Genomic DNA, 14,461 nt, shown 5'->3' on the forward strand with positions numbered 1-14,461 from the left:
TTTATCCATCATAATCTTACTCAGGAGCACGTCATGGCTGTTCATGAAATCAAGCACCCGTTAATCCAGCATAAAATCGGTCTGATGAGAGAAGCGTCGGTCTCGAGTAAAGATTTTCGTGAATTAGCCAGTGAAGTAGGCAATCTGCTGACTTACGAGGCCACACGTGACTTGCCCACAGAAACAGCACAAATTGAAGGGTGGACCGGTGAGAAACTCAATGTTGAACAGATCAAAGGAAAGAAAATCACTATTGTCCCTATTCTGCGCGCTGGTCTGGGTATGCTGGACGGGGTATTACAGTTAATCCCGAATGCCCGTATCAGCGTGGTGGGGTTATACCGGGACGAGGAAACCCTCGAGCCGGTACCTTATTTCGACAAAGTCGTAAAAGATATTGATGCCAGGACCGCGCTGATTGTCGACCCCATGCTGGCCACCGGGGGCACGCTCATCGCGACTATCGATTTGCTGAAACAGAAAGGGTGTGAGCACATCATGGGGTTATTTCTGGTTGCTGCTCCAGAAGGGATTGAAGCTGTACAGAAAGTGCACCCGGATGTTGATATTTATACGGCATCCATAGATGAGCGGCTGAATGAGAAGGGTTACATCCTGCCCGGGTTGGGGGATGCCGGCGATAAAATTTTCGGCACGCGATAACAAATTGCTGAAAAGGACTTGCCGGAGCTGATTTCTCTTTTTTCTACGAATTCCAAAATGGTGCAAAAGAGTCATTTATTTGAATAACTATGCACAGTGCGGATGCTTTATTTACCTTCCAGTACCACGTTACTGACACAATTTGACGGGTTATACGATCAAAGGTGTCAGTATTTCCTCCTTTTAATTCTGTATTTCAACGCAGCATTAACGCCAAGGTTGTTAATTTTATCCCTATATTTAATGTTTATTGAGATATGCATCCTAATGTCGGCCAGATGTTACACTGTATCAGTATATCTTTGACTCCTGTGCAATTTCATTAACGGTGCATCAAATGAGTGCGAATTATTCTTTAGTATAAAGTAAGCTAATTTGCACATAAGAATTTTTTATTTATTTTTATGTGCATAAACATTTTTAATTTCTGCATAAGTGACAATATTTATAAATCTTATATGTTGATCGTTTGTAAATAAGTCTTTCTTATGTTCGTAACGCGCTGAATTTACGAATATAAATCTTTATTCCCTTGTTAAAAATTCCATGCGAATAATTATTCTCTGATAAAAATTACTTAAATCAATGTTTTAGGTACGGCATGTGCAATACCTCTCCTGCAACAAGCACATTTACTGAGTAAAGCTGAAAAATAAACCGCGCCAGTTCTGTAGTCGGACGCACCTCAAATAATCAGCAGTTGAAAGCAAGCACAGCTTAAACAGGAGATACACATATGAAGGTGAACACCCCATTCCCCACCCGAAAACTCTATCTGGCGGTAGCGATTGCGAGCAGTTTGTCATCCCAGGCCTTCGCACAGGAAAGCGAAACGTCTGTACCGGCAGCAGAAGAACAAAAAGTTGAGTCCATTCAGGTGACCGGTTCACGGGTTTCCCGTGACGGTTACGATACCCCTACACCGGTTGCATCAATGTCTGAAGAAGATATTAATACCTTCGCACCAAACAGTGTGGCTGACTTTGTCAACACCATGCCGTCGGTATCAGGCAGTTCCACAGCCTCAACCAGTTCCGGTTCACTGAGTAACGGTGCTTCCGGTATTGCCGCATTAAACCTGCGGGCACTGGGAACAGGCCGTACACTGGTATTATTTGATGGTCAGCGTTCTGTGGTATCAGCCTCAACCGGTCAGGTTGATACGAACACATTCCCTCAATCGCTGATCAAGCGCGTTGAAATCGTTACCGGCGGTGCCTCTTCTGTTTACGGCTCTGATGCCATCTCCGGGGTGGTGAACTTCATTCTTGATAAAGAGTACACCGGTTTTAAATCGCAGGTGGAATACGGCGAAACGACTTACGGCGACCGTGAAAACAGCAAAATCGTACTGACTTACGGTTCTGAACTGGGCAACGGCGATGGCCACCTGTTACTCAGTGGTGAGGTCTTCCGTGCTAACGGAATTCACTATACCACCCGCGACTATGCCGAGCAGGGCAACGTGGCGATGATCAATCCGGACACGTCTGAAGGCGCGCCGTATTTCTATACCGGCAGCGGCATCGGTATTTCTAACTACACCCCGGGCGGTTTAATTGCGTCAGGCCCGCTGGCCGGCACCTACTTCGGTGTTGACGGTGCGGTAGGTCAACTGGCAACCGGCGCAACATCCGGACAATGGATGCAGGGCGGCGACTGGGAATACACCACGTCGGGTATGCTCGGCACAAACTCTCTGGCAGCAGACCTCGACAGGAAAAACCTGTTTGGACGGTTAAGCTGGATGTTCGGTGAAACCGAAGTGTTCCTGCAAGGTTCTTACGCCGAGTATGAAGGCTTAAGTTACTACATTAATCCCACCACGAAAGGTGTGACCATTTACGCGGACAATGCGTATCTGCCTGAGTCTGTGGCTACCCAAATGGCTACCCTGGGACTGGATAGTTTCTCTTTGAATACCAGTAACGTGGATATGCCGGCATCAGGTTCGAATAACAAACGTGATACCACCCGTATTGTTGGCGGGGCAAAAGGTGAATTTGCACTGTCTGACAAGTACTTCCTGTGGGATGTGTATTACCAGCACGGTAAAACTAATACCGACGAACATATGACACCGACCTACAATACCTCCCGTTTATCTCTGGCGACAGATGCTGTGGTTGACCCGGATACCGGTAATATTGTGTGTCGTTCTACGCTGACTGATCCTACAAATGGCTGTGTACCGCTGAACCGGATGGGTGTTGGCGTTGCAAGCGAAGAAGCACTGGCTTATGTACTGGGCCAGCCGCGTCGTAAACAGGAGTTTATCCAGGACGTTGCGGCAATTAATTTCAGTACATCCGATATCGACGGTTGGGCGGGCCCCATTTCTCTGGCTTTCGGTGTTGAGTACCGTAAAGAAGAAATGGATGGCTCGGTCGATGAGGAATATTCATCAGGCTGGAAGTACGGTAACTATAAAGTGACCGAAGGTTCTTACAATGTAAAAGAAGCCTACCTGGAAGCCCTGGTGCCGGTTATTGAAGATTTAGATTTTAACGGCGCTGTACGTTATACCGATTACAGTACCTCCGGCGGTGTGACCACCTGGAAAACCGGTTTCACATGGTCGCCAATTGACGATGCGACTTTCCGCATCACCAAGTCTAAAGATATTCGTGCACCAAATTTGTCTGAGCTTTATGCCGCAGGTACGGCACGTTCTAACTCGGTCACCATCAACGGCGCGTCTGTGCCTATGGTACAGAACCTTCAGGGTAACCCTAATGTGTCTCCGGAAGAAGCGGATTCATTTGGCTTAGGTGTGGTGTTACGCCCAAGTTTCCTGGAAGGTTTCTCTGCAACCATTGATTACTACGAAGTGGAAGTTGACGGTGTTATCGGTTATGTCACAGCAGATACTACCGCTGAATACTGTGTAGAGTACAGTGTTCAGAAGTACTGTGACAACATGATTTATGATGAGTCAGGTACGCTGCAAACCATTAACCTGCTGTACGACAACCTGAACTCCATGTCTGCGAAAGGTGTGGACTACGATGTGACTTACCGTTTTGCTCTGGGCGATCTGTACAGTGGTATTCCCGGTGACGTAAAACTGCGCTTCCTGGCCACCAATTATCTTGAAGCCATCACCGATGACGGTACTACCGCCATTGACCAAGCTGGCTCAAACGCAGGCTCAACGCCGGACTGGAAGTTTCGTGCTTCTGTCACTTACGACCTGGACGATATGCGTTTTGACTTAACTGCCCGTGGCATCAGTGAAGGCACGTTAAGCAACGCATACATTGAGTGTTCAACAGATTGTCCGGTAAGCAGCGCGCCTTACTACACCATTAACGACAATACCGTAGCCAGCAAAGTGTTCTTCGATGCCTACGCATCAAAAACATTCAGCTTTGACAACACCGGTGACTTTGAACTGTATCTGCAAATTAAGAATCTGTTCAATACCGATCCTGCGGTTGTTACTTATCCGGCTTATCAGGGGTCTGAGAACCGTCCGGGCTATCTGGCAACAAACCGTTCTTTATATGACGTACTTGGCCGCGAATTCAAAATTGGCTTCCGTGTAAACATGTAATTAATGCCCGCAATGAAAAAGGAAAACAGAATGTTTAAAAGAAGCATGACAAGTGCGCTAATCGGACTTTCTCTGGCGGGATTGTCGCTGGCAGCAGATGCTGCCACCGGCATGTCTCAGAATGAGCGCATGGATGCGAAAAAAGCGTTAATTAAAGCCATTGACGGTAAAGCCAAACAGGCGCAAATCATGAACGATATGATTTTCAGCTTTGGTGAGCTTGGCTTTCAGGAATTCCAGACCTCGAAGTATTTAACCGACCTGCTGAAGGAAAATGGATTTACCGTTGAACAGGGGATTTCCGGCATCCCTACCGCCTGGATGGCAACCTGGGGTGAAGGTGAACCGGTCATTGCTCTGGGATCAGACATTGACGGTATCCCTAAAGCGTCACAGAAACCCGGTGTGGCTTACCATGATCCCATTATCGAAGGTGCACCGGGCCACGGTGAAGGACATAACTCAGGTCAGGTGGTAAATATTATTGCCATTCTGGCAGTGAAAGAGTTCATGGAAGAACATGGCCTGAAGGGCACTATTAAAGTGTGGCCGGGCGTAGCGGAAGAGCAGTTGGGTACTAAAGCCTATTATGTTCGTGACGGCTACTTTAAAGATGTCGACGCTGTATTGTTCTCACACGTATCTAACGGTTTTGGCACAAGCTGGGGAGGCGGCCGCGGTAATGGCCTGATTTCTGTTCAGTACAACTTCTACGGTGAATCCGCTCACAGTGCCGGTTCACCCTGGCGTGGCCGCAGTGCGCTGGATGCTGTGGAGTTAATGGAAGTGGGTATGAGCTATCGCCGTGAGCACTTACGTCTGTCACAGCGTACGCACTCTATCGTGGTTGACGGCGGCGACCAGCCAAACGTTGTACCACCAAAAGCGAGCCGCTGGTATTTCTTCCGTGAAACCGACTATCCGCATATTAAATCCCTGTGGGAAATCGGTGACAAAATGGCAGAAGGGGCGTCATTGATGTCAAACACTACCTGGGACTCTGTTGTTCTGGGTTCTGCCTGGCCGCAGCACATGAATAAAGCCATTGCTGAAGACGCTTATGAGAATATCAAACTGGTAGGTATGCCAGAGTGGTCGGCTGATGATATTGCGCTGGCCAAAGCGTTGCAAAAAGAGATTGGTGTGGAGCCGGAAGGACTGAATACCGAAATTAATGAGCTCACTGATCCACCTGATCTCAAGAAAAACATGGGAGGCGGCTCAGATGATATCGGTGATATCTCCTGGCAAGTGCCCACCATCACACTGCGCTACCCGGCAAACATTCCTAACTTGCCTGGTCACAACTGGTCTAACGCTGTAGCGATGGCAACGCCAATTGCTCATAAAGGGGTAGTTGCAGGCGCGAAAGCTCAGGCGCTGACCCTATTTGACCTGCTTACCGATGAATCGCTGATGGATGCTGCCCGTGATTACTACGAGAACGTGCAGACCAAAGATGCCTCTTACACGCCGTTGTTGCGCGAACAGGATCAACCGGCCGTGCACCTGAACAAAGGTATTATGGCGGAGTTTAAAGGCGATATGTCTGAGTTTTATTACGACCCTGAAAAGTACGACACGTACCTTGAACAGCTGGGTATTTCTTATCCCACTGTACGCGAGTAACTGTCATAACGAATGCAGGCGGTATTGCCGCCTGCCAGATTTATTCAGGAGTGTTTATGAAACGTTTTTACCGTAATGCGCTGACAGCGGCACTGATATCTGCAGGCATGATGATGACCGCCTCTGCCACCACGCTGACAGAAGCGCAGCGGGATGCTGCGAAAACAGAACTGGTGAGTGCTGTTGATAAACAGGCCAAGCTGGCGCAGGTCATGAACGATATGATTTTCAGCTTTGGCGAGCTGGGTTTTCAGGAAACGGAAACTTCGGCGTATCTGACTAAATTTCTGACAGAGCAGGGTTTTGACGTAGAGCAGGGCATTTCCGGTATTCCTACTGCCTGGTATGCCAAATGGGGTTCAGGTAAACCGGTGATAGCGCTGGGCACCGATCTTGACGGTATACCTAAAGCTTCACAGAAGCCCGGTGTGGCTTATCACGATCCCATTGTAGAAGGTGCACCCGGTCACGGTGAAGGTCATAACTCCGGTCAGGTTGTGAATATTATCGCCGCGCTGGCGATGAAAGATTACATGATCAAAAACAACATTGAAGGCACCATCGTACTCTGGCCGGGCGTTGCTGAAGAGCAACTGGCTACCAAAGCGTACTATGTTCGCGACGGCTATTTTGGTGATGTGGATGCTGTGTTGTATTCCCATGTGGGCAGCGGCTTCGGTACTTTCTACGGTAATCCGTTTTTTTCCGGGCTGGTGTCAGTTAAATATAATTTTTACGGTGAATCTGCTCACAGTGCGGGTTCACCCTGGCGCGGACGCAGTGCGCTGGATGCGGTTGAGCTGATGAGCGTTGGCATGAACTACCGCCGCGAGCACTTGCGTATTGCCCAGCGCACGCACTCGGTGATTGTGGACGGTGGTGACCAGCCGAATGTTGTGCCACCCAAAGCAACCGCCTGGTATTACTTCCGTGAAATGGACTACCCCCATATTAAAGCGCTGTGGGAAGTCGGTGATAAAATGGCGGAAGGTGCAGCACTGATGACCAACACCAGTTGGGACTCGGTGGTAATGGGCACCGCATGGCCGGGCCATTTCAACAAACCCCTGGCGCTGGCAGCCTATGAGAATATCAAGAAAATAGGCATGCCTGAATGGTCGGAAGATGATCAGACGTTAGCGAAAGCGCTGCAAAAAGAAATTGGTTCAGAGGTTACCGGCCTGCCGGAAAAAGTGATGCCTATTTTTGAGCCGCCTCCGCTGGAAAAACTCACTGGCGGTGGTTCTGATGATGTGGGCGATATCGCCTGGACTGTGCCGACAATCTTTATGTTGTATCCGTCGAACATTCCAAATCTGCCTGGCCACAACTGGGCGAATGCGGTATCGATGGCAACGCCTATTGCCCATAAAGGCATTATTGCCGGCGCGAAAGCACATGCTATGACGATGGTCGATTTATTCACTGATCCGGCACTGTTGCCGCAGATGCAGGACTATTTCGATAACGTGCAGACCAAAGACGTGAAGTATCAGTCTTTACTCCGTGACGGCGATGAGCCGCAAATTAATCTCAACGAAAACATCATGAAGCAGTATCGCGGTGAAATGCGTAAGTTCTACTACGATCCTGAAAAGTACGACACCTATCTGGAACAGCTGGGCGTGTCGTATCCCATGGTGCGGGACGAGTAAATAAGAAGGAAATGCAGTGATGTCTGACAAGAACCGGACCGGATGCCCTCATTGCTTTGCCTTTGAAAAAGAGGCAAGGGTAGTCAGGTTTCTTGTCGGATTGATCCTGCTGATGATTTTTTTAACTTTTCCGCTGCCGCCGGCAATTGCGGCAGGATAAACAAAGCGATGCAGCGGAAAGATAACCGGGTCCACCACTTTAGTTAAAGCGGTAAGACGGCCCCCGCAGCGGGGGCATTTCATGTGTACGTGCTCTGTTGAGCGTTTCGGGCAACCATCTGGTTGCCCTTTTTTTACTTTTTTTGTCACAAAATACCCTCCCGTGGTTTCTTTGTACTGAACATGTCAGATATATCCTGACCATGACAGTTAACAGGGAATAATTATGCAAGAAGATAAAATGGCTGCAGACACTTTCACGACGCCCCGCAAGCCGGTAAAGTTAATCAGTTTCGTTTCACGCGTTGCGGAGGGAGCATTATGAGTGCACAGATTATTGAGAAGGATGTCCGTTTAGCCATGACTGGTGATACATCCGCATTTACCCGTTTGATTGAAGCGACACGAAATACCATCAGCAGTATTGCACTGGCAGTGGTGAAAGATCTTGATGCCAGTGAAGAAGTCACCCAGCAGGTGTATATTCAATGCTGGCAAAAATTGGACACATTAAAAAATCCTGCCAGTTTTCTGCCCTGGGTACGTCAGGTTACCCGCTATACCGCTTTCAACTATTTACGGGACAACAAGGTTTCATCACGGGTTGACAGTGACGAAGCTGACAAGTTGTTCGAACAATTCTGTAACGACAGTGATGAACCGGTTCAGGCGTTTAGCCGTGATCAACAGGCTTTAGTATTAAGCAAAGTGGTAGATGAGTTGCCGGAAGAGGCCCGTGAGGTGGTTTTGTTGTATTACCGGGAAGAGCAATCTGGTGCTCAGGTTGCCCGCTTGCTGAATATTTCTGATGATGCCGTACGGCAGCAGCTTTACCGTGCCCGTTTATCTCTGCGTGAAAAACTGATGGAAAAGTACGGATCGCTGATCCTTTCAACTGCGCCGGCTCTGACAATCAGCAGCGCTGTATTATTTGGTGCCGGGTTCAGCACACCGGCACATGCAGCAACCGGTTCTGTCGCTAAAGGCGGGTTCTGGGGGGCTGTGAAATGGCTGTTCAGTGGTGCCATGATGGCCGCAGCCGCCGGCGCATTAACCGTATACATGAGCGCCAGTATTCCCCTGCGTTATATGCAGCATGAAGAGCGTAAAGCCGCACTGAAAAAAGAGCGGAACAGAACCGTTACAGCGACGCTGATTGCCGGTGCGCTGTGGACAGCGGCCTATGAGTTTACAACGGGGTGGGCGGGGCCGGTTCTGATGTACCAGGTGATGATGGGCATCATCATTGTACAAACCATCAAGATGCAAAATATGATTCTGGCCGATCAACAATCTGCCGGGCAGGCAAGGCAAAGATCCGTCGGGGTATTTTGCGGACGGTTCGGACTCTATGCAGGATTACTGATGGGCAATGCTGCTATGTTCTACGGGTTGTATGAGAGCGGGAGACTCATTTAAGTCTCCTCAGCCAGACAGCTCTGTCAGCTCAGCGACTTTGATGTACCTGTTTGCCTTAAACTAGCCTTATATGCTATTTGTTTTTCGCCCATAAATTCTGATGCTTTTTAAAGCTGAAAAAGTTGAAGGGCTCCCAGAGGCCGGGCACTAAATCGTCAATGGCATCAGGGGTAAAGTTGCCCGATAACTGACTCATTATTTCACTCAACCTGTCTTTCCCCATACGCATTAACTTTTTCCGGTTGGCGGGAAAGTACAGGTTTCTTCCCTTAGGAATGATTTCTTGCGCACCGCTTGAAATGTACTTCTGATTTCTTGTTACCACTTTGCACAGAGGTTCTGCCGGATTAGGGGGATTGAGCCCAATCACGATGGCGCATTCATATTGATCTTTTTCCTGACCTTTTTCATTGACCGGAATATAGGTAACACCGAAACCTTGCGGGAAGTAACCTACAAGCTCAATGAAATCCTGAGCTAACTGTTTATTTAAGCCATCTTTTTTCGCAAGTTGCTCAATCAGCATATAACCTTTCGGCAAGCTTTTGCGCGAATAGTCTGATTTGGTTGAAAGTACAATAGAAACATAAATTTGTGGAATTTTAACTATCTCTCCCAGGCCTGTTTTGGAAACAAACGCGTCTTTTACTAATTGATACAGAAATTCGCCGGCGTCTTTATGGGTCTGGACGAACCGGTCTCTTTCTTCCTTATCATTTCCTACATAATCAGGTAGCCCTAAGCCTTCTGAAATGTATTTGAGCGTAAAATGGAAGTTAAGCTTCAACAGCGCTTTTCGTTGTGCGTCATCTAATAACCGGAATTCACTTAAATCACAATTCTCACCTTTGAGGATAGTTTGCGCGGCGGGACTCTGTAAGCCGATATCCTGCAAAAGTGCGGCAAGGATTAGGGGACGTCCCAGCTCAATTTTCCATTTATCACGCCAATAACGGTTTCCGCGAAAGCGGGATGCGGCTTCGCGATACTTCGACAGATATTTATTAGCAATAGTGTCGTGTGCCAGAAGCCTGTCGGCTAAGCGTAATGTCAGTACGGCCTTATACAAAGGCTTAAGGCGCATATGAAGGCGGGCAAAATTACCCGACGGGCCCCGGGTAAGCAACATCAGCGTTCCAAGCAGCTTTGCACTGGACTGCTGTGTTTCCTGCCAGTTGTCGCCTTCACAAAGTTCGATGATTTTTGTGCTTACGTCGTTCAACCTTTCTAAACGTGCAAGCCTTTCTTCTTTGAGTTTTTCTTTATGATTCTTTATTTGTCGTGCAAGTTGCTCTGCCAGTACTTTTCTTTTTTTATTTCCTTCAATTTTACTGAGTTGCGTTTTTAAATCTTCAACTTGCTTTTCCAGGGCCGGAGTAAGGGAAAAGTAATCACTGGCATCTTCGAAAACGGAGCCGAAGCCGGTTTCATGAGGGTAAATCATGTTGATGAGTTGTTTTACTTGCTGTGTGTAAATACTGTCGGGGTTCTGGCTTTGTGCGCTCACCGCTTTCCTTTCAATTACTACTGCGAAATTGCCTGATGTTACTCTCAGCAATTCAAGGCAGACAGGGCAATGGGTACCTGAACTGACACCATGCCTTGTTTTTACTACCTTACTTCTTATCGGATTCCTGAATGATACCGGAAATTCCCACAGATTTTGCTAATTCTTTATTAACATGTAGTTGCTGCAATAATTCTCTATTAACAAAGTCGGAACGGGAGACTCTTTTAAGTCTCCTCAGCAGGCAGACAGTTCAGTCACCATGGTTTTGGCCAGTAGTTCTATGGCTTCAGAGCGCACTTTCTGCGGATTCACCAGACACACACCAATATGACCCAGCTCCGGCAGCGCCGGAGAAGGGGACAAAATATGCAAGCCGTTCGGCACAGTACTTCTCGCCAGTACGGTAATGCCCAGTCCTTCATTGATGGCGGTCTGAATACCGTTGAGATCGCCGATGGTGTACACAATTTGCCACTGCTTGCGGTGCTTTCCTAACAGGTTGGTTGCACGTTTACGGTAAATACAGGGCGCCGGGGCGGCGATAATGGGCAGCTTTTCAGGAATGCTGTTAACAAAGCGCTGACTGCCAACCCACACCAGCTGGTCTGTCACGATGTAACCATCCTGGTCGGGATCGGGCATCTCCTGCAGTGACAGGATTAAATCAAACTGGTTTTTCAGGGGTTCACACAGCAAATCTTTACTCAGCGCACAGTGAACTTCCAGAGAGACTTCCGGATAAGACTGGGTGAAGCGGCGAATGATCTTAGGCATCAGGGTCGTGGAAAATTCACTGGGGATCCCCAGTTTGATATTCCCGCTGACCTGAGGACGACCAAATTCAGCCATCGCCTGGTCATTCAGCATGAGTATTTTCATACCGAATTCCAGCAGCTTGCTGCCTGCCAGCGTCAGAGTAAGACGGTTGCCTTCGCGGGAAAACAGCTTTTCCCCCACCATTTCTTCAAGTTTTTTGATTTGCAGGCTGATAGCTGGTTGTGTGCGTTTTAAACGTTCCGCACATAAAGTGTAGCTACCCGTCTGCGCAATCGTCACAAATGAACGTAAGAAGTCCACGGACAAATTTTTCATGGCTACACTCCAAAATAAAAATAGGCAGGCAACCCTATTTTGGAAACTTATGGCTCTATTGTTTTTATTAATTTTATTTATTGCGATACCAGAATTAGCATAAAGAAAATCAAAACACAATGGAGTTATCATGAAGCTGCTGAATGAATCGCTGAATAATGTGGATCCTGAAATCGCTGCGGTAATCGAAAAAGAGACCCGGCGTCAGGAAGATCATATCGAACTGATCGCATCTGAAAATTACACTAGCCGGGCGGTAATGGCGGCACAGGGAAGTCAGTTAACCAACAAGTACGCTGAGGGGTATCCGGCGAAACGTTATTATGGCGGCTGTGAAGAAGTGGATGTTGCCGAACAACTTGCTATCGACCGCGCTAAAGCCTTATTCGGCGCAGATTACGCCAATGTTCAGCCGCACTCAGGCTCGCAGGCTAATGCGGCGGTTTACATGGCGTTGCTTTCTCCGGGCGATACCATTTTAGGTCTCAGCCTCGATCACGGCGGTCACCTGACACACGGTGCAAAGCCGAATTTTTCCGGTAAATTGTACAACGCTGTGCAATACGGTATTAACCCGGAATCCGGTGAAATTGACTATGAACAGGTTGCAGAGCTGGCAGAAATCCAAAAGCCAAAAATGATTGTTGCCGGCTTCTCGGCGTATTCCCGCATCGTTGACTGGCAGCGTTTCAGAGATATCGCCGACAGTGTTGGTGCGTGGTTAATGGTGGATATGGCTCATGTTGCCGGCCTGGTGGCCGCCGGTGTGTATCCTAACCCTGTGAAAGCGGCACATGTGGTTACCACCACTACTCATAAAACATTGCGGGGGCCGCGGGGAGGGTTAATCCTTTGTCAGTCTGCTCCCGAACTGGAAAAGAAATTCAATTCACTGATTTTTCCGGGAATTCAGGGCGGTCCGCTTATGCATGTCATCGCAGCCAAAGCGGTGGCGTTAAAAGAAGCTATGTCTGATGACTATAAGGTGTATCAGCAACAGGTGGTAGACAACGCCAGAGCGATGGCAGAAGTCTTTATTGAGCGTGGCTTTGATGTGGTATCCGGCGGCACTGATAACCACATGTTTCTGTTGAGCCTGATCAGCAAAGGCATGACCGGTAAAGCAGCCGATGCGTTGCTTAACAGTGTAAATATAACTGTTAATAAGAACACGGTGCCTGATGATCCCCAGTCTCCATTTGTCACCAGTGGTATTCGCATCGGCACTCCGGCCGTCACTTCACGGGGCTTCACTAAAGCAGATTGTCAGCAACTGGCCGGATGGATGTGTGATTTGCTTAGTGCGCCGGACTGCGCAGACACGGCTGCAACCATTAAACAGAAGGTGGCTGAACTTACTGCAGCAAGGCCCGTTTACAACTAGTTTTCCTGTTAAATTACTACTTCACCGGTACGATGGCGGTAAAAATTGAAAATAAAGTCGTACCGGTTACCATCACTGTGCTAAAATTTTAAAAAAATGTTAATCGATTAAGATTGCACCCGTTTAATTATGCCTGCCGGCATTCAGTACAGTGACCTTTGCCGTAACAATGAAGAAAGTAAAACTGACTTTAAAAGATGTGGCTGAAAAGCTGGGCGTTTCTACCGCAACCATCTCTAATGCCTTTAACCGCCCGGACCAGCTTTCTGCCGCCAGGCGTGATGACATTCTGGCTGCCTGTAAAGAGATAGGTTACAGCGGGCCTAATAAAGCAGCGCAGATCCTCCGTAAAGGTCAGTCTAATATTGTGGCGCTGGTGCTTGCCGATAACATTGAATACATGGTCAGTGACCCTGTTGCATCTACCTTCATCCGTGGTGTTTCCTCCGTGCTGCAGGACGCTCAAAAGCATTTACTCTTGTATGCCGGTAATGCACAAACTATTACCGATGTGGCCGATTTTGTTGACGGATTTATCTGCTATGGTGCGCCCCAAAACCCGAAATTAGGGGAAGAACTACGGCAATTAAGTAAACCGGTGGTCACGGTAGACTTCAACCTTGAAGGCTGCCCCTCAGTGAACATCGATAACGAGAATGCCGCTTATCAGATTGCGATGGAAGCGCTGGAAGAAGGTGGGCGGGCCGCTATTCTGGGACTGAAACTTATCGACTCACCTGTGACCTGCAGGGTGTACGACAGTCCGCTGCTGGACTCAGACAGTGCAATTTCTCATCGCCGGCTTGATGGTTATTTCAGGGCGATGAAACGCAAAAATTGCGACATTAATAATGAATGGATTTGGCATATTCCGGAGAGCGGGGGAAATTTTGCCCGTCAGGCCGCCAATGAGGTGCTGAGTATTTCACCCCGCCCGCAAACCGTACTGTGCATGAGTGACATGATTGCGCTGGAGTTGTTGCAATGTGCGCTCAGCAAGGGCATTAAAGTGCCGCAGGAACTGAAAATTACCGGCTTTGACGGTATTGACGAAGCCCGCCGCACCCGTCCTGTTCTCACCACGGTTTGCCAGTCGAGCATCGAAAAGGGGGAAACTGCCGCAAAGCTGCTACTGGAAGGTGAGCAGGCTGACTCTGTAATACTCGATTTCGAACTTCTTAACGGCGGTACTATTTAATATCGCTTCCGGTGTCTTAGTACCGCTTCCGGCATCGCTTCAGACTGCCGTCTCTTTCTCTTTGTAAAACTGTTTTTTTGTTGCACCTTTTCATCCGTTGCAGCGGCCGGCGTCAGTCTGGCCGGACAATTATAGCGGTTTCAGCCTTCATAATTGCCTGTCTCTCTGTACTTATCTTAATCAAATAAGATTAAAT

At 48.2% G+C, this 14,461-nt stretch carries 10 protein-coding genes; 7 read left to right on the plus strand and 3 right to left on the minus strand.

Annotated elements, in window-relative coordinates; translation table 11 throughout:
* Positions 1 to 33: 33 nt before the first annotated feature.
* From upp to ACXAGR_RS02000, 4 genes are all read left to right on the plus strand, one after another.
* Positions 34 to 663: a uracil phosphoribosyltransferase gene (gene upp / locus ACXAGR_RS01985; RefSeq protein ID WP_474842737.1), complete on the plus strand. Its 630-nt coding sequence runs from the start codon at positions 34 to 36 to the stop codon at positions 661 to 663.
* 736 nt (positions 664 to 1,399) lie between these two features.
* The gene (locus ACXAGR_RS01990; RefSeq protein WP_474842734.1) at positions 1,400 to 4,219 is read left to right on the plus strand and encodes a TonB-dependent receptor plug domain-containing protein; all 2,820 of its coding nucleotides are present in this window, start codon (positions 1,400 to 1,402) and stop codon (positions 4,217 to 4,219) included.
* 30 nt (positions 4,220 to 4,249) lie between these two features.
* Positions 4,250 to 5,848, plus strand: coding sequence for a M20/M25/M40 family metallo-hydrolase (locus ACXAGR_RS01995; protein ID WP_474842732.1), 1,599 nt, complete (start codon positions 4,250 to 4,252; stop codon positions 5,846 to 5,848).
* 56 nt (positions 5,849 to 5,904) lie between these two features.
* Positions 5,905 to 7,503, plus strand: coding sequence for a peptidase dimerization domain-containing protein (locus ACXAGR_RS02000; RefSeq protein WP_474847801.1), 1,599 nt, complete (start codon positions 5,905 to 5,907; stop codon positions 7,501 to 7,503).
* Positions 7,504 to 7,551: 48 nt separating this feature from the next.
* Here ACXAGR_RS02000 and ACXAGR_RS02005 read toward each other — a convergent pair whose 3' ends face one another.
* Positions 7,552 to 7,812: a hypothetical protein gene (locus ACXAGR_RS02005; RefSeq protein ID WP_474847803.1), complete on the minus strand. Its 261-nt coding sequence runs from the start codon at positions 7,810 to 7,812 to the stop codon at positions 7,552 to 7,554.
* A gap of 171 nt (positions 7,813 to 7,983) precedes the next feature.
* On the opposite strand from ACXAGR_RS02005, the gene ACXAGR_RS02010 reads away from it, so the two are divergent.
* Positions 7,984 to 9,081: an RNA polymerase sigma factor gene (locus tag ACXAGR_RS02010; protein ID WP_474847805.1), complete on the plus strand. Its 1,098-nt coding sequence runs from the start codon at positions 7,984 to 7,986 to the stop codon at positions 9,079 to 9,081.
* Positions 9,082 to 9,154: 73 nt separating this feature from the next.
* On the opposite strand, the gene ACXAGR_RS02015 is transcribed toward ACXAGR_RS02010, so the two are convergent.
* Both ACXAGR_RS02015 and ACXAGR_RS02020 read right to left on the minus strand, forming a co-directional pair.
* The gene (locus ACXAGR_RS02015; RefSeq protein ID WP_474847807.1) at positions 9,155 to 10,588 is read right to left on the minus strand and encodes a hypothetical protein; all 1,434 of its coding nucleotides are present in this window, start codon (positions 10,586 to 10,588) and stop codon (positions 9,155 to 9,157) included.
* 237 nt (positions 10,589 to 10,825) lie between these two features.
* On the minus strand, positions 10,826 to 11,683 hold the full coding sequence (locus ACXAGR_RS02020) for a LysR family transcriptional regulator (RefSeq protein ID WP_474842722.1): 858 nt from the start codon (positions 11,681 to 11,683) through the stop codon (positions 10,826 to 10,828).
* Between the two features lie 136 nt (positions 11,684 to 11,819).
* Here ACXAGR_RS02020 and glyA point away from each other — a divergent pair, with 136 nt between their 5' ends.
* Together glyA and ACXAGR_RS02030 are read left to right on the plus strand one after the other, a co-directional pair.
* Entirely contained in the window at positions 11,820 to 13,067 is a 1,248-nt protein-coding gene (gene glyA / locus ACXAGR_RS02025) for a serine hydroxymethyltransferase (RefSeq protein ID WP_474848108.1), read from the plus strand.
* A 169-nt stretch (positions 13,068 to 13,236) separates the two neighbouring features.
* Positions 13,237 to 14,265 carry a LacI family DNA-binding transcriptional regulator gene (locus ACXAGR_RS02030; protein ID WP_474847809.1) on the plus strand — a complete coding sequence of 343 codons (1,029 nt, stop codon included), beginning with the start codon at positions 13,237 to 13,239 and terminating at the stop codon, positions 14,263 to 14,265.
* Positions 14,266 to 14,461: the final 196 nt, after the last annotated feature.

This window comes from Alteromonas sp. ABH4_457, from assembly GCF_056160625.1.

Coding starts and splice junctions, on each gene's coding strand:
- upp (WP_474842737.1), top strand. CDS start 34: ATGGCTGTTCATGAAATCAAGCACCCGTTAATCCAGCATAAAATCGGT.
- ACXAGR_RS01990 (WP_474842734.1), top strand. CDS start 1,400: ATGAAGGTGAACACCCCATTCCCCACCCGAAAACTCTATCTGGCGGTA.
- ACXAGR_RS01995 (WP_474842732.1), top strand. CDS start 4,250: ATGTTTAAAAGAAGCATGACAAGTGCGCTAATCGGACTTTCTCTGGCG.
- ACXAGR_RS02000 (WP_474847801.1), top strand. CDS start 5,905: ATGAAACGTTTTTACCGTAATGCGCTGACAGCGGCACTGATATCTGCA.
- ACXAGR_RS02010 (WP_474847805.1), top strand. CDS start 7,984: ATGAGTGCACAGATTATTGAGAAGGATGTCCGTTTAGCCATGACTGGT.
- ACXAGR_RS02020 (WP_474842722.1), bottom strand. CDS start 11,683: ATGAAAAATTTGTCCGTGGACTTCTTACGTTCATTTGTGACGATTGCG.
- ACXAGR_RS02030 (WP_474847809.1), top strand. CDS start 13,237: ATGAAGAAAGTAAAACTGACTTTAAAAGATGTGGCTGAAAAGCTGGGC.